This is a genomic window from Rhizomicrobium sp. (genome assembly GCA_037200385.1).
GTDB lineage: Bacteria > Pseudomonadota > Alphaproteobacteria > Micropepsales > Micropepsaceae > Rhizomicrobium.
In genome coordinates this window covers 1,486,878-1,506,967 of the sequence record JBBCGL010000001.1, presented here as the reverse complement: position 1 = coordinate 1,506,967, position 20,090 = coordinate 1,486,878, and the positions used below count along the sequence as shown (strand labels likewise).

Below are 20,090 nucleotides of genomic sequence, written 5' to 3'. Positions count from 1 at the left end.
GGCTTCTAGTGCGGAGTGCCCAGCCGAACCGACTCGATGACGGATTCAGACGCCGACTCCCGCGCCGACAGCGAATACCTTTCGACGCTCGAACGCGGCCTTTCGGTCCTGCGGGCGTTCGGCCGCGAGAATCCGCAGATGACGCTCAGCGAAGTGGCGGAGGTGACGGATCTGTCGCCCGCCGCGGCGCGCCGCTGCCTCAACACGCTGGTGAAGCTCGGCTATGTCGCCAAGCATCACCGGCATTTCCTGCTGCGGCCGGAGGTCATCAGCTTCGCCTCGGCCTATCTCGACTCGATGAGCCTGGGCGAGATCGTCCGTCCCCATCTGCAGGCGGTCCGCGACGAGACCGGCGACAGTTCCTCGCTCGCGGTGCTGAGCGGCTCCGACATCCTCTATCTCGTCCATGTCTCGACAAACCGGATGGTGCGATTGGCCGCCGGCGTCGGCACGCGCTATCCCGCCTTTGCCACGTCGCTCGGCCGCGCCCTGCTTGCCTTCGAGCATGAGGACGTGCGCAACCACTATCTCGACACCGGCGCGTTCCATCCCTTCACCGAACATACCGTCACCGGCCGGGCCGAACTGCGCAAGCTGTTCCACGACGTGCGCAAGACGGGCTATGCCGCGACGCAGGACGAGCTCGACTATGGGCTGATCTCCATCGCCGTGCCGATCCTCGACGAGAGCGGACGCTCGCTGGCGGCGATCAACTGCTCGACCTCGACCTCGCGGGTGAGCAAGGAGGAGCTGGTCAAGACGCGGCTGCCGATCCTGACGAACGCGGCGCGGGTGATCGAGCAGGCGCTGCGCCGGCAGCCCTATCTGCTGCGGTCGGTGCATCCGGATTGAGTGCATCGGCGCACTCGATTTTATTGAAATGGCATACTTGCTGTCATCCCGGGCGAGCGGAGCGAGACCCGGGACCCATCGAGCGTGTTGCGCGATGGATCCCGGCTCGGCGCGCTGCTGACGCAGCGCTTGGCCGGGATGACAGTGGTTTTTTGCTATCCCTAGAAGCGCTTCGTGACGTCGATGCCCCAGCTGATCGGCTCGCCTTTGAAAAGGAAGCCGCCCGTCGAATATTCGGTGTTGTAGCGCTCGTCGAACAGGTTCTTCGACCAGGCCGTCACCTGCCAGTTGCTGTCGTCCGCCGCCAGGCCGATGCGCAGGTTCACGAGGTTGACGGGATCGCGCGCGATCGGGACCGCCTCGCCGGCCGCCGGAACGGGGATGACGAAGATCGTCGGGCCGATCAGGTTGTCGTCGAACCGGATCTGGGCTTTGACGCCGTCCCACAGCGGATGCTCGTATTGCAGGCCGACATTGAGCGTGTAGTCGGAGACGAGCGGCGCCTTCGATCCCACCACCAGCGCGCTGGATGCGCCGGGGAACTTGGTGATCTTGCTGTCGGTATAGCCGAAGCCGACATTGGCGCTCAGCTCGTCGGTGATCTGGGCCGTGGCGTCGAGGTCGAAGCCCATGAAGCGCACGCCCTGGATGTTGCCGAGATTCTGCGTCGAGTTCGACGCCAGGAACACGAAGTAATAGTCGTTGTGGTCCTGCGTGATGTAGGCGCTGCCGTTGAGGGTCAGCCGGTCGTCGAACCAGCGGGTCTTGGCCCCGACCTCGTAGGTGGTCGCGGTCTCGGCGTTGAACTGGTCGCCGACATTGTCGAAACCGGCCAAGGTGGCGGCCGCGGCGACGCCGGTCTGGTTGAAGCCGCCGCTGCGGAAGCCGCGGCTGTAGCTGGCATAGACATTCACGTCCGGGTCGATCGTGTAGCGCAGGATCGCCTGGGGCTGGAACGCGTCCCAGGTGTGGGAGCGCTGCTCGCCCGTCGTCGCCGGGATCGCGGCGCGGCTGGTGATCGGGTTGGCGTCGAGGAACTCCTGCGGCGTCAGCGTGGTGTTCTTCCGATGGTCGCTGTCGAAGCGGGCATTGAGCGACAATTCGAGCTCGTCGGTGATCTCCGTCGAGGTGTCGATGTAGAAAGCCCAGGCGAACTGGTTCTGGCTGTCGGCGAGGAAGCTGATCTGCGACTGCGGCGCGAAGGACACCAGGCCGAATTGCGGGTTCGGGGTCCGGTAGATCGGCTGCACGCCCGAATCGGTCGTGCCGTCATAGGTGTTGCCGGTCGAGATGTAGCGGTCGGTCGCGAAGATCTGCCCGCCCGCGATATAGCGGAAGCGGCCCGTCGACGGCGAGGTGAAGCGCAATTCCTGGGTGAAGGTCTTGACGTCCAGGAACTGGGATTGGCCGTAGTCGAAGCCGACATTGGACTGGCCGAAGGGATTGAAGCCATAGCCGTCGCCGGTGAGGATCTCCCGCACCGTGCTGTAGCCGGTGATCGAGGAAATCTGGCCCGCGCCGGTCTCGTAGCTCACCTTCAGGGACGCGTCGTAGATCTGGCGGTCGTCGAAACCCGAATTGTTCAGGTTGATCGGCTGCGCGGTGTAGTTCGGATTGTTGAAGTTCGGCGAGCCGAAAGGCGGCACGATGTAATACAGGCCGCGGGTATTGAGGATGTCGGTCGACAGGCGCAGGTCGACGGTCAAGTCCGCGGTCGGCGTGTAGAGGAACGACACGCGCGCATTGAGGTCCTTGACCGGATCGGCGTCGCGCCTGGCCGAGGGGTCGGTCGTGTCGACGTTGCGCAGATGGCCGTCCGTGTTGAAGTAGGAGACCGCGGCGCGCATCTTGAGATCGTCGGCCAGCGGGCCGCTGATCACGCCCTGCAGCTTGCCGCCCGGGCCGCTCTCATAGCCGGCGGTGACGCGGGACTGCCATTCGTCGGTCGGCTGCTCGGTGGTGATCAGGATCGCGCCGCCGATCGCGTTGCGGCCGTAGAGCGCGCCCTGCGGGCCCTTCAGCACTTCGATCTGCGCGATGTCGAAGAGTTCCTGGTTGAACTCCGCCGGCTGGGTCATCGGCACGCCGTCGACCACGATCGCGGCGGAGGGCTCGCTGTTGCGCGCCTGGCTGATGCCGCGCATCACGATGAAGCTGGTGCCCGCGTTCTGGGTGGTGACGAAGGTCACGTTCGGCACCGAACTCAGGAAGTCCGAGGGGGTCTCGATGCCCCTGGCCAGGATCTGCTCGGCGGTGAAGGCGGTGTCCTGCGCCGGCACGTCATGGATATCCTCGGAGCGCTGGCGCGCCGTGACCACGACGGTCTCGATCTGCTCGTCGGCGAAGGCCGGCGTCACGCCGGTGGCGAGCGCCACGAACGCCGCGCCGCAGAGAAGCAGCTTGGCAACACCACGCGGCGTGCGGCGACTGGTCCGGTTCATGCGATTCCCCCGTTACACGGCGCGGCAAAGCCGGCCATTCGATCCACGTATCGTCTGAATGGCGGCGGCCTGTTTCGGCTCGCCACGCGCCCGACAAGTCGGACTCAAACGCTGCGTGGATTCCTCCTGAAGCGACGGTAGGATATTTCGTTTTGCGAAGTCAATTTCGGTATCCGAATTCTGAGCGGATTCCGGTCCTGTGCGTCTATTCCGCTGCACCGTCGCGGCGCCACAGCCGGCCGGCCTGCGCCCGGATGGCCGAGTCGTGCTCGCCCAGCGTGGGCGGCGGCAGGACGTCCTCGGCATGACGGCCGTCGAAATTCACCGGGAAGCGCACGGTGCGGAAGGTGCCCATGGTGGGGTGATGGCCTTCAACCTGGATTCCGAGATGCCGCGCCTGGCGGTCCTGGAGGGCTTCGCTCGAATCGTAGACCGGCGAGAAGGGCACGCCTTGGCCGTCCAGCCGCGCACACCATTCGGCGCGGCTCTTCGCCTTGAAGATCGGGGTCATCAGCGCGATCAGGTCGTCCTGGTGCTTGATGCGGCTGGGGCGGTCGGCGAAGCGCGGATCCGCGAACAGGTCCGGGCGGTCGATGGCGGTCGCGAGCCCTTCCCAGAATTTCTCGGGCGAGGACATGTGCAGCGCCACCCATTTCCCGTCGGCGCATTCGAAGACATAGGATTGCGAGACGCTGGGCCGGCTATACGGTCCCATGATCTCGTTCTGCGAGAAGTAATGCGTGAAGTCGTCGAGGTTGAAATGGCACATGGCCTCGAGCATCGAGATGTCGATTCGCCTGCCCCGCTTGGTTTTCTCGCGCTCGTGCAGCGCGCCCAGGATGCCGAACGCGGCATAGAATCCGGTCACCGCGTCGGCGATCGCCGGCCCGACGACGCGCGGGTTCTTCGGATTGATCAGCAGGCGAAGCCAGCCGCTCGCCGCCTGCGCCACGGTATCATAAGCCGGCCGCTCCGCATCCGGCCCGTCATGGCCGAAGCCCGAGATGCCGCAATAGATGAGGCCGGGATTGATCGCCTGCAGCCGCGCGCATCCGACATTCAGGTCCTCGGCGACGCCGGGACGGAAATTCTGGATGAAGACGTCGGCGTTGGCGACCAGCTCGTCCAGCAGCGCGAGGTCTGCCGCGTTCCGCGTATCGACCGTCAGGCTGCGCTTGTTGCGGTTGTAGGTCTGGAAATGCGGGCTGTAGAGGCCGCCGTTGAAGGCGCGGAACGGGTCGCCGGTCTTCGGCCGCTCGAGCTTGATGACGTCGGCGCCCATGTCGGCCAGGATCATCCCGGCGGCGGGGCCGGTGATGAAGGTACCCATTTCCAGGACCCGCACGTCGTCGAGGACTTTGGTCATTCTTGCTCCGGGCGGCATCGGGGCGGCCGCCGCCGCGCCCGCTGAAGACGGCGCAGAGTAGGAATTTCCGTATATCGAAGTCAATTTCGATATTTGGTAAGTTCGACGCTTGTGCGCTAGGCTGACATCGTACAACCGGGGGCAAGCGGGAGAGCATCATGCGTATCGGCAAGCAGGACAATCCTTTCACGGCGATCTCCACCGCCGATGCCGCCTCGATCACCATCCGCGGCCGCGACCTGTGCAGCGAGCTGATCGGCAAGATCGATTTCATCGACTATTTCTTCCTCCTGCTGATGGGGAAGGAGCCGACCGAAACCCAGCGCTTCTTCGTCAACGCCCTGCTGGTGTCCATCGCCGAGCATGGGCTGGTGCCGAGCGTCCAGGCCGCGCGCATGACCTTCGCCGCGGCGCCCGAGGCGATCCAGGGCGCCGTCGCGGCCGGCCTCCTGGGCTCGGGCTCCGTCGTGCTCGGCAGCGCGGAGACCGCCGGCTATTTCCTGCACGATCTCGTCGAGGCCGCGAAGGACCGGAAGGCTACAGATGTTGCGGCGGAGCGCGTGCGGAAGATGCGCAAGACCAAGACGGCGATTCCCGGCTTCGGCCATCCGCAGCATTCCGGCGGCGATCCGCGTGCGAATGTCTTGCTGGGCCTCGCGAAGCAGCATGGGCTCGACGGTCCCTATCTGGGCATGCTGCAGACCGTGGCGGAGATTCTGCCCGAAGCGCTGGGCCGGCCCTTGCCGATCAACATCAACGGCGCGATCCCCGCGATCCTGCTCGAGATCGGCTTCCCGCTCACCGCGCTCAAGAGCATCTCCATCCTCGCCCGCACTGCGGGCCTGCTCGCCCATCTCCAGGAAGAGGCACAGCGCCCGATCGGCTTCATCCTGTCGAATGCCGCGGCGGACGCGATCTCCTATGATGGCGCGAAGGCACGATGAGCACGGCGCGCTTTGCAATTTGCCCATCGCCGCGATAGCCTTCCTTCCGAAAACAATTTCGATAATCGAAAAAGCTCGTGACCCTGCGCAGCACCGATCGCTTTCTAACCACCCATACCGGAAGCCTGCCGCGGCCGGACGACCTCATCCGCATGATGGTGGCACGGGAGGAGGGCGTGCCGGTCGACGCCGCGGCGCTCGACGCAAGGGTGCGCGATGCGATCGGCGAGATGGTGCGCAAACAGGCCGAAGCCGGCGTCGACCTCATCAATGACGGCGAGATGTCCAAGCCGAGCTATGCCACCTATGTGAAGGATCGCCTCAACGGCTTCGGCGGCACCTCCAACAGCTTCGTCTTCCAGGACCTCGTCGGCTTTCCCAGGAGCCAGCAACGCGTGTTCGGCGATCCCGGCCGCAAGAGCCGCAAGACGCCCGGCTGCAACGGGCCGATCTCGGTGCGCGACCACGCCTCGCCGAAGGTCGATGTCGAGAACATGGCGGCCGCGACGGCGGACGTGAAGACCGTGGGCCAGTTCTCCAGCGCCGCCTCGCCGGGCGTGATCTCGCTGTTCTTCCGCAACGACCACTACAAGACGCAGGAGGAGTATCTCTACGCCATCGCCGACGCGATGCAGTACGAGTACGAGACCATCGCCGATGCCGGCATGACCTTGCAGCTCGATTGCCCCGATCTCGCGATGGGCCGGCATGTGCAATATGCCGATCTCACGCTCGAGGCGTTCCGCAAGCGCATGCGCCTGCATATCGAGGCGCTGAACCATGCCGTGCGCAACATACCGGCCGAGAAGCTGCGCATGCATATGTGCTGGGGCAATTATCCCGGCCCGCATCACTGCGACGTGCCGTTTCGCGACATCATCGACGTGCTCGACCACGCCAAGCCCAGCGCGATCCTGTTCGAGGCCGCCAATCCGCGCCATGCGCATGAATGGCGGATGTTCGAGGAGATCAAGCCGCCCAAGGACAAGGTGCTGATCCCCGGCGTGATCGAATGCCAGTCCAACTACATCGAGCATCCCGAACTGGTCGCCCAGCGGATCGAGCGCTACGCCAATCTCGCGGGCCGCGAGAACGTGATGGCCGGCGTCGATTGCGGCTTTTCCATCCATGTCGGGCAGGGCGGCGTCGATCCCGACGTCGTCTGGAAGAAGCTCGCCGCCCTCGCCGAAGGCGCGCGCCTCGCGTCGAAACGGTTCTGGCACTAGACGGCAATCAAGGAGGAACCCATGACCGGCCAAGCAACGCTCCCCAGTCGGCTGCATCACACCGCCTATGTCACGCGCGACATGGAGGCGACGCGGAAATTCTACGAAGAGGTGATCGGCCTGCCGCTGATCGCGACCTGGAGCGAATCCGACGAGTTGTTCGGTGCGATGCGCACCTATTGCCACTGCTTCTTCGGCCTCGGCGACGGCGGCGCGCTCGCCTTCTTCCAGTTCGACAAGCCCGAGGACCAGGAGCAGTTCGGCCCCAAGATGCCGTTCTCGCCCTTCCACCATATCGCGCTCAACGTCGATGCCGAGACCCAAAAGGCCATCGAGGGCCGCATCCAGGCCGCCGGCTACAAGGAGCCGGAATCCTATGTGCTCGAGCATGGCTATTGCCGCTCGGTCTATGTCACCGATCCCAACGGCATGATCCTCGAATTTACCTTCGACGCGCCCAATGCCACACTGATCAACGAGGTGCGCCGCAAGAAGGCGCATGAGGAATTGTGGAACTGGCTCAAGGGCGATCACACCTCCAACAACACCTACCGGTAGGGCGAGCGATGGCGACGATTCCCAAGAAGATATGGCCGCTGATAGACGGGGCTTTTCCGACCCATACCTGCCTGATCGGCACCGTGCTCGCCGACGGCTTCGCGCAGATTACGCCGCGCGGCAGCGCGCAGGTCTATGACGGCGAGCACATCTCGCTGTGGGAGCGCGGCCGTGGCTCGACCGCCGCGCAGATGGCCGACGGCACCAAGGCCACGGTCTTCTTCTTCGACCTCTCCAAGCGCGACATGCTGCCGATCGGCGGCCTCGCGCGGCTCTACGGCACCGCAACGGTGCACAAATCCGGACCCGTCTACGACAAGGTGTGGGAGCGCCTGATCGAGCCGGAGAAGAATTCCGATCCCGAGAAAAAGGGCTGGGCCGTGCTGATCAAGATCGACCGGTCGGAAGACCTGCTGGGGCAGCCGATCACCGATTGAAGGCTGGTTTTGATGCCGCCGAATTCTCAACTTGTCATGGCCCGCACGTCATCCTGAGCGGCGCCGCAGGCGGCGTCGAAGGGCGCGGGCCATGATCGCGAGTTTTGGTATCGAACTTCAAAGGAGCACGCCATGACCTTGCGCACGCTCATCCTTGGCGCCGTATTTCTCACCGCGGCTGCGACGCCCGCGCTCGCCGACACCTGGACGGGCGTGTACGGCAACACGATCACCTCGACCTATAGCGACGGGCGCGTCGTGAAGGTCTATGTCAACGCCGATCACAGCTACTCCGTCGCGTTGCCGGACGGCAAGACGCTGAACGGCACCTGGGCGGATGCGGACGGGCAAAGCTGCTTCACGCTGTCGGGCGGCGGCAAGCCGAGTTGCTTCCCGATCAAGGACTACAAGGTCGGAGACAGCTTCAGCGGCGCCGATTCGACGGGCGCCTTCACCGGCGTGATCACGGCGGGGCGGTAAGGTGGTCGATACTCGGCCTTAGGGTCGAGGACCGTCGTCTTCGCGTGACTGTCCGGTCGAGCCGTCGCAAGTCGCGCGGAAACCGGCCCTATACCGTGACGTCGCGGAATTCGCGGCTGGCGTTTGCCGCGCCGAGGAACGCCGTGTCTTCGCTCAGGATCAGCCGGGTCGGGATGGCTTTGACATAGTCGGAAAAGCGGCCCTTGCTTTCGAAGCGGGCCCGGAAGGCGCTGGCTTCGAGGATCGCTTCGATCTTGAGCGCGATACCGCCCGCCACGTAGACGCCGCCGCGGGCGCCATAGGAGAGCGCGAAATCGCCCGCCACCGCGCCATAGATCCCGCAAAACATATCGACCGCATCCCGGCAGTCGGGATCGTCCGCCCGGCGGGCGACGATGTCGGGCGCGCTCAGGGACGCAGGCCTGCGTCCGCCGAGTTCGGCGAGTGCGCCATAGAGATTTTCCATTCCCGGACCCGACAGAATGCGTTCGATCGAGACATAGCCAAAACGGCGGGCGAGGATCCCCAGCACGGCGACTTCCTGTGCATTGCCCGGGGCGAAGCCGGCATGGCCGCCTTCGGTCGCGATCGGAACGGCGCGGCCGTGGAAGCGCGCCAGGCAGGACACGCCGAAACCGGTCCCGGCGCCGAGGACGGAGATCGGCTCGCCCGCCAGTCCGGCCACATCAGGGCCGATCGTGCGGAAGTCGTGCGGTCCAAGCGTCGCGACGGAGAACGCCAGCGCCACGAAGTCGTTGATCAACAAGGCCTGGTGGAAGCCCATCTCGCGAAGGTCCCCTTCCGCGATCCGCCACCCGCGGTTTGTAAGCACCACCTGGCCGTCATGGACGGGGCCGGCCACCGCAAGAGCGATTGCCGGCGGCAGAGCCGCCAGTCCAGCCTGATCGAGATAGGAGCGCAACGACGGAGCGAATGTGGAAGCCGTTGCTTCGATGTCGCTCCGATGGTCGATCTGCCAGGGCGACGTAGACATGTTCACGACCGCGAAGCGGGCATGTGTCCCCCCGATATCGCCGACCAGCACCGTGTCTTCGGCCGCGCCGCTCATAACTCGATGCTCTGTAGGGCAAGCATGGCGATGTCCCGGATGCGCGTGTGCTGACGGACGACATATACCAATTCCGGCGGCAAGCCATGCGAAACATCCGGCGCCGGATCACGACGCCCATTCGCGCGGCCTGGCGAAGACCCGCCGCACCAGCGCATCGAAGGCATGCAGCGGCAGCGTCGGGTAATCCGGATCGAACGAGCACTGGTCGTATTTCTCGCAGAATTCCGCCGTCGCGGCGAAATGGGGATGGCCACGATAGCGTTCGCGCGCGTCGCGATCGCGGTCCCGGCCGTCGAGATGCCAATAGTAATAGCCCTGGAACACGGCGTGATGCGCGACGATGAAATGCATCTCTTCATCGACATAGGGCCGCAGGATCGCGGCGGAGATGTCGCCGTGGTTGTGGGGCGCCAGCGTGTCGCCGATATCGTGCAGGAGCGCCGCCGCGACATAGGATTCGCTGCGCCCGTCGTGGAGCGCCCGGGTCGCCGATTGCAGGGAGTGCTGGAACCGGTCTATGCGATATCCGATCGGATCGCCCAGCAGGGTCTTGAGCTGGTCGAAAAGGGCGTCGACATGTCCGGTCACACAGCGCGAGACGTCGAACAGATCGGCGACCAGGCGGAAATCCTCCGCATCGCCCGCATCCATTCGGGTGAATTTGGCGATCGGCATGGCGTGACCTCACGATGGACAGCAGTAATATAAACGGTGTTAATATCAGCGGGCGGCCGACACAAGCCGTTTTCGGGCGGGGCAGGGCGATGCGCTACAAGAGAATGCCGATCGAAGTCGAATCGCCGGAGGAATACGGCTACGACCTGATCCGCCACAACCTTTCGGAGAGCTCGGTCGCCGACCGCTCGCTCTCGTCCTTGGGGCTGTCGGTGCCGGACCTGACGCTTCTTTACGGCGAGCATCGCGGCAGCGCGGAACTCCGCGCCCTCATCGCGGCAGACGGCGACGGTCTGTCGGCCGACGACGTCCTGATCACCATGGGCGCCGCCGGCGCGCTGTTCATCGTGGCGACCACGCTGCTGGGGCCGGAGGACGGGCTGGTCGTCATCCGGCCGAACTACGCGACCAACCTGGAGACCCCGCGCGCCATCGGCTGCGCGATCGCCTTCATCGATCTGAAATTTGACAATGCCTTCCGGATCGACATGGCGGAGCTCGCCGCCGCGATCACGCCGCGCACCCGCCTGATCAGCGTGACCTGTCCGCACAACCCGACCGGCACGTCGCTTACCCGCGGCGAGCTCGACGCCCTGGTCCGTCTGGCGCGCCAGCATGGCTGCCACCTGCTGGTGGACGAGACCTACCGCGATCTGTCGTTCGACGCCGCCCTGCCGCCGGCCGCGTCGCTCGGCGAGCATGTCATCTCGGTCTCGTCGCTCTCCAAGGCGTATGGCGTGCCCGGCATCCGGGCCGGCTGGCTCATCACCCGCGATCCGGGCCTCAAGGAGAAATTCCTCGCGGCCAAGGAGCAGATGACCATCTGCGGCAGCGTGATCGACGAATGGGTCGCCCTCGAGATCCTGAAGAACCGCGAGCCGCTTCTGGCGGCGACCATGGGCGAGATGCGCCGCCGCCGCGAGCTTGTCGCGCAATGGCTGGCGGATGAGGACCGGCTGGAATGGGTGAAGCCGTCGGGCGGCGTGGTGTGCTTCCCGCGCATCCGGGAAACGCCGAAAGGCGGCTTGGACGCGTTCTACAAGCGGTTGCTCGCAAGGCATGGGACCTATGTGGGGCCGGGTCATTGGTTCGAGATGCCGGACAGCTATTTCCGGCTCGGCTTCGGCTGGCCGACCTTCGCGGAGCTGGAGGCCGGCCTCGCCGGGATATCGCGCAGCCTGCGCGAAGAATGAGCAGAGCGGCGGACGCGCGCCGGCGCTTGCCTATATGAACGTTGTTCATATAGGCTCGTGCGCATGTCGTCAGAAGCAACGCCGCAGATCGAAGGGACCGTCCGCCTCGCCGACTACCGCGCGCCGGATTTCCACATCGACACGGTCGAGCTGACCTTCGATCTCGATGCCGCGCGCACGATCGTCGAAAACCGCATGACGCTGCGCCGCGCCGATACCGCCGCACCCGAGGCGCCCCTGGTGCTGGACGGCGGCGAGGCGATGGAGCTCGTCGGACTCAGGCTCGACGGCCGCTCGCTATCGGGCGCCGCGTTCCTGGCGAATGGTGGGCAGCTCGTCATTCCGGGCGTGCCCGATTCCTTCACGCTGGAGATCGCGACCGCGATCGCTCCGGCGCAGAACAGCACGGCCAAGGGGCTTTTCGAGCTGGGCGGCAAGCTCGCCACACAGTGCGAGGCGGAAGGCTTTCGCGACATCACCTATTTCCTCGACCGGCCGGACGTGCTGGCGCGCTACCGCGTGACCCTGCGGGCGGACGCAGCGAAATATCCCGTCCTGCTGTCGAACGGCAATCCGGAAAGTGCCGGCATGCTGCCGGACGGCCGGCACTGGGCGACCTGGGTCGATCCCTGGCCCAAGCCGTCCTACATCTTCGGCGTGTTCGCCGGCGATTTCGGCCTGCTGGAGGACAGTTTCGTCACCCGGAGCGGACGACCGGTGAAGCTCGGCATCTATGCCGATCACGATCTCGTATCGCGCTGCCGCTTCGCGATGGACGTCGTCAAGCGCTCGCTCGCCTGGGACGAGGAGACCTACGGCCTCGAATACGATCTCGACGTCTACAACATCGTCGCCCTGACCGGCTGGGCGGGCGCGATGGAGAACAAGGGCCTCAACCTGTTCGAGGCCCATGGCATCGTCACCGATCCCGACATCACGACCGACGGCGACTATGTGATCATCGAGCGCATCATCGGCCATGAGCAGTTCCACAACTGGACCGGCAACCGCGTCACCTGCCGCGACTGGTTCCAGCTCTGTCTCAAGGAGGGCCTCACCCGCTTCCGCGACCAGCAGTTCATCGAGGACAAGATGGCGGCCGGGGTCTGGCGGGTCGAGGGCGTGCAGGCGCTGCGCCGCAACCAGTTCACCGAGGACGACGGCGCCGCCGCCCATCCGGTGCAGCCGCCGGCCTATGCCGAGATCGACAATTTCTACACCAACACCGTCTACGACAAGGGCGCCGAACTGGTGCGCATGCTGCGCGCGATGCTGAGCCCCGAGGTCTTTCGCAAGGGCTTCGACCTCTACATCGCGCGCAATGACGGCAAGGCGGTGACGATCGACGAATGGCTGGCCGCGATGGAAGCGGCGTCGGGCCGCGACCTCGGCCAGTTCCGCCGCTGGTACACGCAGGCGGGGCGGCCGCGCATCGCGGCGCGTGGCGCCTATGACGCCGCCAGGAGGCAGTATCGCCTGTCGCTGACACAGACCTGTCCGCCGACCGCCGGTCAGCCGGACACGCTGCCGTTCCAGATCCCGGTCGCCGTTGGCCTGCTGTCGCGCGACGGCGCGCCGTTGCGCTTTTCGCTGGACGGCCGCGAAGCCGAATCGGCCGTGCTCGATTTCACGCAGGCCGAGCAGACCTTCGTCTTCGACGACGTCGAGTCGGAGCCCGTGCCGTCCCTGCTGCGCGGGTTTTCGGCGCCGGTCACCGTCGACGCCGGGCTTTCGAACGACGATCTGGCGATCCTGATCGCCGGCGACAGCGATCCCTTCGCGCGCTGGGACGCGGCGCAGACGCTCGGCGTCCGCCTCATCCGCGGCCTCGCTTCGGACATTTCCGCCGGCAAGGCGTTGCAGGTGCCGCCATCCTACCTCGCCGCCATCGGCCGTGTGCTGACCGACAGCAATGGCGACAAGCTGCTGCGTTCGCAGATCCTCGCCATCCCCGACGAGCCGATGGTGAGCGAGGGGCTGGCGCAGATCGATCTGGACGGGCAGGTCGCGGGACGCAATTTCCTGCGCCGCGCCGTCGCCGAGCGGTTCGGCGACAAGCTCGTCGATCTTTACGCCGAGCTCCGCGAGAGCGGGCCTTATGCGCCGGACATCGCCGGCATCTCCCGGCGCCGGCTGAAGAACGTCGTGCTGGACCTGCTGGCGACGCTGGGCGGAGAACCATCGGCAAAGCTCGCGCTGGCGCAGCTCAAATCGGCCACAAACATGACCGACATGTACGAAGCGCTGTGCACGCTGACCCACATGGACCGGCCGGAACGCGACGAGGGCGTCGCCTGGTTCTATGAGCGCTGGAAGAGCAACTCCACCGTGGTGGACAAGTGGTTCGGCGCCCAGGCGCTGTCGCGCGCCCCGGGCGCGGTGGACCGCATCATCGCATTGGAGGAGCACCCCGCCTTCGACTTCAACAACCGGGCGCGCGGCATGCTGTATTACGGCGGCTTCTGCCGGCAGAACCGGGTGGCGTTCCACGACCCGAGCGGCAAGGGCTACGAATTCCTCGCCGACCGCCTGCTGATGATCGACAGGATGGGCCGCACCGGCGGCCACTACATCATGCCGCAGATCAACCAGTGGCGGCGCTACGATCCCCACCGCCAGGCGCTGATGCGCAAGGCGCTGGAGCGCGTCGCGGGAACACACGGGATTTCCAAAGGGCTGGCCGAGAACGTCACCAGGGCCCTGCAATAGGAGCGTGCGATGCCGTCGCTTGTCGAGATTTCCAACAAGGTGCGCCGCGGCGAGATGAAGGCGCGCGACGCGGTCGCCGGCGCGCTGGCCGCGATCGACGCGCGCAATCCCGCCGTCAACGCCTTCATCGTGCTCGATCGCGACAATGCCTTTCGCATGGCCGACGCGATCGACGCCAAGGTGGCGCGGGGCGAGGACCCGGGCAAGCTCGCGGGCGTGCCCTTCGGCGTGAAGGACCTCGAGGATTGTGCCGGCTTCCGGACGACGCAGGGCTCCGTCTTCATGCTCGACACGCCGATCAAGACGAAGGATTCGCCGCATGTCGCGCGGCTGCGCGCCGCCGGCGCCATTCCGCTCGGCAAGACCGCGACCGCCGAATTCGGCATGGACTCCGCGACCTTCACCAAGGCCTGGGGGGTGACGCGCAATCCGTGGAATCCGGAGATGACGCCGGGCGGCTCCAGCGGCGGCTCCGCTGCGGCGGTGGCGGCCGGCATGGTGCCGTTCGCGACCTCGACCGACGGCGGCGGCTCGATCCGCCAGCCCGCGGCCTTCACCAACCTGATCGGCCTCAAGCCCAGCCATGCCCGGATCGCCAAGGTGAACGGCTTCGCGAACTGGTCCGTGCACGGAACGGTGACGCGCAGCACGGCCGACCTGGCGCGCTATCTCGACGTCGCCGCCGGCCCGGACGACCGCGACCGCCAGTCGCTGCCGCAGGTTCCCTATCTCTACGAAGACATCATCGAGACGCTGGACGTCTCGCGGCTGCGCACGGTCTTCACCCCCGATTGCGGCTATGCGGTGGTCGAGCCCGAAGTCATCGCGCTGGCGCGCCAGGCCGCGACGCGCCTGATCGCGGTCGCCAAGCTGGCCGAAGTGGACCAGCTCTTCCACTCCACCAACATCCTGCGCGACTGGGGCGCGCTCAATCTCGGCACGCTGGAGGCCGATTTCATCCGCGACGGCATCCTGCCCGGCGGTTTCGACAAGCTGGCCGACACCACGCAGTTCTTCCTCGGACGCATCCGCGACCGCCGGGACGAGATCGACCTCAAGCAGAGCTGGAAGAACATCGAGAAGCTGACCTATGAGGTGGCCGATTTCTTTCGCGAGAACGATCTGCTCATGTCGCCCGCGACCGGCTGCCGGCCTTACAAGGCCGATATCACGCCGCCGCAGGTGATCGACGGCCGCGATGCCAGCGAGACCGGCGTCGAGCCCTTTGGGATGCTCGCCAATGCCTGCTGGAATCCCTCGATCTCGATCCCCGCGGGATTCACCTCGGACGGCTTGCCGGTCGGTCTGCAGATCACGGCGCGCCGCCACCGCGACGACATCCTGCTGCGCCTGGCCCGTCTCTACGAGCAGGCGTTCCCCTGGACGTATCCTTGGAATTGAAGGCTCAGGCGATCGCGCGCAGCACGTCGTCGATCCGCCTGAGGCCTTCTTCGAGTTCATGGGCGTGGCCGCCGGTGCCGATGCGCAGGTGGCCGTCCATGCCGAACCACTCGCCGGCGACGACGAATGTCCCCTTCTTCTCGCGCAGTAGGTCGCTCAGCGCCGCCGAGCCGATCTTGACGTCGTAGCGCACGAACACCATGCCGCCCGCCGCCGGGCGGTCATAGGCGAGCCGGCCGTTCCAGCGCGAGATCCAGCCATCGATCACGCCGAGATTGCGGGCGAGGATGGCACGGCTGCGCGCCAGGATCTCGTTGCGGCGCGCCGGCGCCAGCAGCTTGGCGCCGAGGAACTGGTTGATCGGCCCCGTGCCGATGGTCGTGTAGTCCTGCCGCCGCATGCATTCGTAGATGAAGTCCGGCGGCGCGACGATCCAGCCCAGCCGCAGGCCGGCATGCGCCAGCGATTTGGACGTGCTCGAGGTCACGATCGTGCGGTCGGTGGCGCCCCAGAAGCTCGGCGTCTCCGCCCGGCCGTCGATCTCCGAGCCGCGATAGATCTCGTCGCACAGCAGCCAGGCATTCTCCGCCTTCGCCGTCGCGGCGACGACGTCCATGTCCGCCCGCGACAGCACCGCGCCGCTCGGATTGTTCGGATTGCACAAGGCGATGAGCGTCGCACCTTTCGCCGCCGCGCCGAACGCCGCGCGGTCGAGCTGCCAGCCCTTGCGGGGATCGAGCGGAAACGTCTTCACGGTCGCGCCGAGATTGCGTCCCAGCCCATGCAGCTGCATGAAGTTCGGCACCATGAAGGCGAGCGTATCCTTGGGCGACAGAAGCGCCCAGGCCGCCAGGAAATTCGCTTCCGCCGCGCCCGTGGTGACGAGCACGTTTTCGGCGCGGGCGCCCGGATACCAGGTCGCGATCGCCGCCCGCAATTCCGGCGTGCCCTCGGTATAGTTATAGCCCAGCCGCAGCTTGTGCAGTTCGGCCAGCTCGGCCGGCGACAGCAGGGTTTCGAGCGTCAGCGGCTCGACGCCGCTCTCGGTGAGATTGATCTCGACCGTGTTCTCGTAGAGCGACTGGCTGCGCTCCAGGACGAAAGTGTCGATCGCGCTCATGCTCTTTCCTTTTCGATGGCGTCGAGGACAGCTTTCGCGATCTCGACGTCCTGCACCGCGACGCCGGTCAGGTCCGCGATCGTGATCTGGCCGTCCGACGTCCGGCCGCGCGCCTTGCCGCTCGCGATGGCACCGATCTCGAGGGCGCTGTCCGCTAGCCTTGGATAGGCGGCAAGCGCGTGGTGCAGCTCGCCGCGCTCGAGCGCCTGGCTCCTGCTGTCCACCACCACGATGTCGGCCCGGGCCAAGAGGTCCGGCGCAAGCTCCTGCTTCTCCGGCGTGTCGGAGCCGATGGCGCTGATATGCGTTCCGGGGCGGATGTCGGCGGCCGTCAGGAGGGCTTGCCGCGAGGCGGTCACGGACACGATCAGATTGGCCTGTGCCGCGACGGCGGCGGGCGTGGCGGCGACGCTGACGTCGAAACCGGCGGCTTCGAGATCGCCGGCACAGGCGCGCGCCGCATCCGTGCGGCGCGCCCAGAGGATCACCGAGCGGCAGGGCGTCACGGTTCGCAGCAACTCGGCCTGGAGCCGGGCCTGTACGCCGGAGCCGAGGAGACCGATCTTCGAGACCATGCCGGGCGCGAGATATTGCGCGGCGAGGGCGCCGGCCGCCGCCGTGCGATAGTTGGTCAACAGGCCCTCATCCAGGAGAACGGCCCGCACCATGCCGTCGACGGCGCTGAACACCAGCAGGGCGCCCGAATTCGCCGGCAAGCCGCGGGCGGCGTTGCGATAGAAGCCGGTCGCGACCTTGACCACGAACAGCGCATCGCCCGCGATATAACCGGATTTGATGTGCGCCTCGCCATCGACCTCCGAAAACAGGATTTCGCCGACCGGCGGGACGATGGCGCGGCCCGCGGAATAGGCGGCGAACGCGCGCGCCATCGCGCCGACCGCATCGATCCTCGGAAGGAGGGCTTCGATCTCGGCGCGCGTCACGACCAAAGGTGCTTTCAAGGTCACAGTCCCGGGAAATTATCGGCGGCGCCGGCTTGCTGCGCGCTTGTTCGGCAAGTGCCGAGGATGCATGCAGATTTCGCGCAAACTATAGGCATGACGGAGTGCCCTGCCAATATGAACGACGTTGACATTCGAAAAATTCCCTAAGTAAACTATGTTCATATTAGTGGTGTGACGACATCGGGGTGATCGTGTCACGCTGCGCTTGTGTGAGGGGTCGACATGCGCGTATCTGCAGCACTCAGGGCGTTTCTTCTCGCTTCCGTCGCCGCGCCGGTTTTCTGGCCGGTCATCGCGTCCGCTGACGACAATATCGAGACCGTGACCGTCACGGCCGAGCGTCGCGAGCAGAAGCTCATCGACGTGCCGGCCACGGTCACGGCGATCTCCGGCGACCAGATCAAGAACCTCGGCTACACCGACCTGAAGTCGGTGATCGCCATGGTGCCCAACGCGGTCCTGCCGGACGATTCGGAGAATTTCGAGACCTTCATCAACATCCGCGGCGTCCATCAGGCGGACATCAACGCGGAGCCGAATTTCGGCCTCTACCGGAACGGCATCTTCAACGGCGGCCAGCGCGGCAATCTGGGCGCCCAGATCGACGTGGCGCGGGTCGAGGTCCTGAGCGGGCCGCAATCCGGCCTCTATGGCCGCGACGCGGTCGGCGGCGTCGTCAACGTCATCTACGCCACCCCGAGCACGGACGGCTTCGGCGGCTACGTCACCGGCGACTATGGCCGCTACCAGCGCAGCGAGATCCAGGGCGCGGTGAACGTTCCGATCACCGACAATTTCGCGGTGCGCGCGACCGGCTGGTGGATCAACCAGGACGAGGGCCAGCTCTACAACATCACCCTCAACCAATATATCGACCGCAAGCGCGACATGGGCGGCCGCCTCGGGGCGAAATGGGATGTGACGGACCAGCTCTCGGTCCTGTGGACCGCCGAGATCCAGGAGGTGCACGGCCCGTCCTTCACGGCTTATGCGCCCAATGGCGTTGGGGCGGTCTTCAACGTTGCGTGCTGCGGCCTGCCGGTCTCGGCGCCGGAGACGCTGCAGACCATCACGCAGGACACGCCCGACACCGAGCGCTGGCAGCAGACCTATCTCTCGCAGGACGTCAACTTCGACACGCGGAGCTGGGCCGGCACGTTCGAGTGGCAGGCGGCCTATCGCAACTACCATCTCAACCTGCAGGAGGACCAGGACCACACCGCGTTCGGTCCGACCTATGACCCGTCCGTCGCCTTCCGGCAGGTGCAGTACCGCGACGAGAGCCTGCACAACTTCTATACGCAGGTCCTGTGGAAATCGAATTCCGACCAGAAGCTGACCTGGATGGCCGGCGCGGACTATTTCAACGAGACCTTCCGCTTCGACCGGGTTCTCGCCGGCAGCGTCAATTTCAACAATCTCAACACGGAACTCGCGCCGGGCTACACCTATGGCAACCTGATGTGCCAGTTCCTCATGTCGCCCTATGACGGCGGCTGCGAAGGCAACGCGACTTCGCCCGGTCTTCCGGGCGCCGGCGCCGGCCAATATCCGTACACCTTTCCGAACATCGGCGTGCAGAGCGGCGCCAATGCGTTCGGCGCGCCGGGCAGCCTGATCAATTCGCTGTCCTACTCCGCTTTCGCCACGGCGACCTATCAAGTCACGGACGCGTTCAGCGTCACGGCCGACATCCGGTGGGACCAGACGAAGAAGCGGCTCGTCTACATCCAGGGGCCGGTGGCCGGCTATGGCGCGACGGCGCTCGGTTCGTCCTATCTGACTCCGCTCTTCGCGCAGATATTCTATCCGTATACGGATCGCCAGAAGGACGCCTATGTGAACCTGGCGCCCAGCGTCACGCTGCAATACAAGCTCAGCGACAGCGCGAACCTGTATGCGACCTACGCGACCGGCTTCCGGGCCGGCAGTTTCAATCTGGGCACCTCGAGCCCGCAATATCTCTCCTACGATCCGGAGAAGAACACCAATTACGAAATCGGCGCCAAGACTGCCTGGCTGGACGGCCGGCTCGCGGTCAATGCCGACTTCTTCTACATGACGCAGACCAAGCTCGTGGAACCGCAGAACGATCCCAGCGAACCTTCCTATCTCGGCCTGTATTATCTCGCGAATGTCGGCGACGCGCGCACCTATGGCGCCGAGCTCAGCGTCGCCTATCAGCCGCTCGATTGGCTGAGCCTCGGGACGGCGATCGGCTGGCTCGACGACAAGTTCACCAGCGGCAGTTCGAACGGCGTCCCGGTGAAGGGCCAGGAAATCCCGCTGACGCGGCACTGGACCATCAACTTCAACGGCGCCGTGAACTATCCGATGGGTGACGATGTGAGCGTCGTCGGCGACTTCAGCTACCGGCTGGAGTATGGCGGCTTCCTGCCGTCCTCGACCGTGGCCTATCAGGATCTCAACAAGCTGGACATCAATGCCGGCTTTGCGTTCGGCGGGACGCGGGTCGTGGGCTATATCGACAATGCCTTCGACTCGGTGATCCCGCAATTCGTCTATACCGACGGCGTGGAGAACGTGAATCTGGGCCGCACCTACGGCCTGCGCATCCAGCACAATTTCTAGAGAAGACGCGACGCAACCGGCCGCCCGGAGCAATCCGGGCGGGCGGCTTTTTCAGGACG

The 20,090-nt window shown here is 65.6% G+C and carries 16 protein-coding genes; 10 read left to right on the top strand and 6 right to left on the bottom strand.

The window, feature by feature from the left end; all coding sequences use genetic code 11:
* Nucleotides 1–36 precede the first annotated feature (36 nt).
* A complete protein-coding gene (locus WDM91_07120; protein MEI9994347.1) occupies nucleotides 37–852 on the top strand; it encodes an IclR family transcriptional regulator C-terminal domain-containing protein in 816 nt (271 codons plus the stop codon).
* A gap of 161 nt (nucleotides 853–1,013) precedes the next feature.
* Here the strand turns inward: WDM91_07120 and WDM91_07115 are convergent, their stop codons facing one another.
* A complete protein-coding gene (locus WDM91_07115; protein MEI9994346.1) occupies nucleotides 1,014–3,293 on the bottom strand; it encodes a TonB-dependent receptor in 2,280 nt (759 codons plus the stop codon).
* A gap of 205 nt (nucleotides 3,294–3,498) precedes the next feature.
* Nucleotides 3,499–4,659, bottom strand: coding sequence for a CoA transferase (locus WDM91_07110; GenBank protein ID MEI9994345.1), 1,161 nt, complete (start codon nucleotides 4,657–4,659; stop codon nucleotides 3,499–3,501).
* A gap of 158 nt (nucleotides 4,660–4,817) precedes the next feature.
* Here WDM91_07110 and WDM91_07105 point away from each other — a divergent pair, with 158 nt between their 5' ends.
* The 5 genes from WDM91_07105 to WDM91_07085 all read left to right on the top strand — a co-directional run bounded on the left by WDM91_07105 (nucleotide 4,818) and on the right by WDM91_07085 (nucleotide 8,304).
* Complete coding sequence (locus WDM91_07105) at nucleotides 4,818–5,603, top strand: citryl-CoA lyase (GenBank protein MEI9994344.1); 786 nt, start codon at nucleotides 4,818–4,820, stop codon at nucleotides 5,601–5,603.
* Nucleotides 5,604–5,680: 77 nt separating this feature from the next.
* Entirely contained in the window at nucleotides 5,681–6,829 is a 1,149-nt protein-coding gene (locus WDM91_07100) for a cobalamin-independent methionine synthase II family protein (protein MEI9994343.1), read from the top strand.
* A 21-nt stretch (nucleotides 6,830–6,850) separates the two neighbouring features.
* Nucleotides 6,851–7,387 carry a VOC family protein gene (locus WDM91_07095; GenBank protein ID MEI9994342.1) on the top strand — a complete coding sequence of 179 codons (537 nt, stop codon included), beginning with the start codon at nucleotides 6,851–6,853 and terminating at the stop codon, nucleotides 7,385–7,387.
* An 8-nt stretch (nucleotides 7,388–7,395) separates the two neighbouring features.
* Nucleotides 7,396–7,824, top strand: a complete 429-nt coding sequence (locus WDM91_07090; protein MEI9994341.1) for a pyridoxamine 5'-phosphate oxidase family protein — start codon at nucleotides 7,396–7,398, stop codon at nucleotides 7,822–7,824.
* 132 nt (nucleotides 7,825–7,956) lie between these two features.
* The gene (locus WDM91_07085) at nucleotides 7,957–8,304 is read left to right on the top strand and encodes a hypothetical protein (GenBank protein ID MEI9994340.1); all 348 of its coding nucleotides are present in this window, start codon (nucleotides 7,957–7,959) and stop codon (nucleotides 8,302–8,304) included.
* Between the two features lie 88 nt (nucleotides 8,305–8,392).
* Here the strand turns inward: WDM91_07085 and glk are convergent, their stop codons facing one another.
* Complete coding sequence (glk, locus tag WDM91_07080; GenBank protein MEI9994339.1) at nucleotides 8,393–9,373, bottom strand: glucokinase; 981 nt, start codon at nucleotides 9,371–9,373, stop codon at nucleotides 8,393–8,395.
* A 108-nt stretch (nucleotides 9,374–9,481) separates the two neighbouring features.
* A complete protein-coding gene (locus WDM91_07075; GenBank protein ID MEI9994338.1) occupies nucleotides 9,482–10,051 on the bottom strand; it encodes an HD domain-containing protein in 570 nt (189 codons plus the stop codon).
* 89 nt (nucleotides 10,052–10,140) lie between these two features.
* Between WDM91_07075 and WDM91_07070 the strand changes: the two genes are divergently transcribed.
* The 3 genes from WDM91_07070 (at nucleotide 10,141) to WDM91_07060 (ending at nucleotide 15,354) form a co-directional block, all read left to right on the top strand.
* The gene (locus WDM91_07070; protein MEI9994337.1) at nucleotides 10,141–11,244 is read left to right on the top strand and encodes a pyridoxal phosphate-dependent aminotransferase; all 1,104 of its coding nucleotides are present in this window, start codon (nucleotides 10,141–10,143) and stop codon (nucleotides 11,242–11,244) included.
* 63 nt (nucleotides 11,245–11,307) lie between these two features.
* Nucleotides 11,308–13,953, top strand: a complete 2,646-nt coding sequence (gene pepN, locus WDM91_07065) for an aminopeptidase N (protein MEI9994336.1) — start codon at nucleotides 11,308–11,310, stop codon at nucleotides 13,951–13,953.
* Nucleotides 13,954–13,962: 9 nt separating this feature from the next.
* The gene (locus WDM91_07060) at nucleotides 13,963–15,354 is read left to right on the top strand and encodes an amidase (protein ID MEI9994335.1); all 1,392 of its coding nucleotides are present in this window, start codon (nucleotides 13,963–13,965) and stop codon (nucleotides 15,352–15,354) included.
* 4 nt (nucleotides 15,355–15,358) lie between these two features.
* On the opposite strand, the gene WDM91_07055 is transcribed toward WDM91_07060, so the two are convergent.
* Entirely contained in the window at nucleotides 15,359–16,474 is a 1,116-nt protein-coding gene (locus tag WDM91_07055) for an aminotransferase class I/II-fold pyridoxal phosphate-dependent enzyme (GenBank protein MEI9994334.1), read from the bottom strand.
* The gene (locus WDM91_07050; GenBank protein ID MEI9994333.1) at nucleotides 16,471–17,436 is read right to left on the bottom strand and encodes a hypothetical protein; all 966 of its coding nucleotides are present in this window, start codon (nucleotides 17,434–17,436) and stop codon (nucleotides 16,471–16,473) included. The genes WDM91_07055 and WDM91_07050 overlap by 4 nt, the downstream gene beginning before the upstream one ends.
* Before the next feature lie 225 nt (nucleotides 17,437–17,661).
* On the opposite strand from WDM91_07050, the gene WDM91_07045 reads away from it, so the two are divergent.
* Nucleotides 17,662–20,031 (top strand): TonB-dependent receptor, encoded by a 2,370-nt coding sequence (locus tag WDM91_07045; GenBank protein ID MEI9994332.1) that lies wholly within the window; start codon nucleotides 17,662–17,664, stop codon nucleotides 20,029–20,031.
* Nucleotides 20,032–20,090: the final 59 nt, after the last annotated feature.

Coding starts and splice junctions, on each gene's coding strand:
- WDM91_07105 (MEI9994344.1), top strand. CDS start 4,818: ATGCGTATCGGCAAGCAGGACAATCCTTTCACGGCGATCTCCACCGCC.
- WDM91_07085 (MEI9994340.1), top strand. CDS start 7,957: ATGACCTTGCGCACGCTCATCCTTGGCGCCGTATTTCTCACCGCGGCT.
- WDM91_07045 (MEI9994332.1), top strand. CDS start 17,662: ATGCGCGTATCTGCAGCACTCAGGGCGTTTCTTCTCGCTTCCGTCGCC.
- WDM91_07060 (MEI9994335.1), top strand. CDS start 13,963: ATGCCGTCGCTTGTCGAGATTTCCAACAAGGTGCGCCGCGGCGAGATG.
- pepN (MEI9994336.1), top strand. CDS start 11,308: ATGTCGTCAGAAGCAACGCCGCAGATCGAAGGGACCGTCCGCCTCGCC.
- WDM91_07070 (MEI9994337.1), top strand. CDS start 10,141: ATGCGCTACAAGAGAATGCCGATCGAAGTCGAATCGCCGGAGGAATAC.
- WDM91_07115 (MEI9994346.1), bottom strand. CDS start 3,293: ATGAACCGGACCAGTCGCCGCACGCCGCGTGGTGTTGCCAAGCTGCTT.
- WDM91_07095 (MEI9994342.1), top strand. CDS start 6,851: ATGACCGGCCAAGCAACGCTCCCCAGTCGGCTGCATCACACCGCCTAT.
- WDM91_07120 (MEI9994347.1), top strand. CDS start 37: ATGACGGATTCAGACGCCGACTCCCGCGCCGACAGCGAATACCTTTCG.
- WDM91_07110 (MEI9994345.1), bottom strand. CDS start 4,659: ATGACCAAAGTCCTCGACGACGTGCGGGTCCTGGAAATGGGTACCTTC.
- WDM91_07090 (MEI9994341.1), top strand. CDS start 7,396: ATGGCGACGATTCCCAAGAAGATATGGCCGCTGATAGACGGGGCTTTT.
- glk (MEI9994339.1), bottom strand. CDS start 9,373: ATGAGCGGCGCGGCCGAAGACACGGTGCTGGTCGGCGATATCGGGGGG.
- WDM91_07055 (MEI9994334.1), bottom strand. CDS start 16,474: ATGAGCGCGATCGACACTTTCGTCCTGGAGCGCAGCCAGTCGCTCTAC.
- WDM91_07075 (MEI9994338.1), bottom strand. CDS start 10,051: ATGCCGATCGCCAAATTCACCCGAATGGATGCGGGCGATGCGGAGGAT.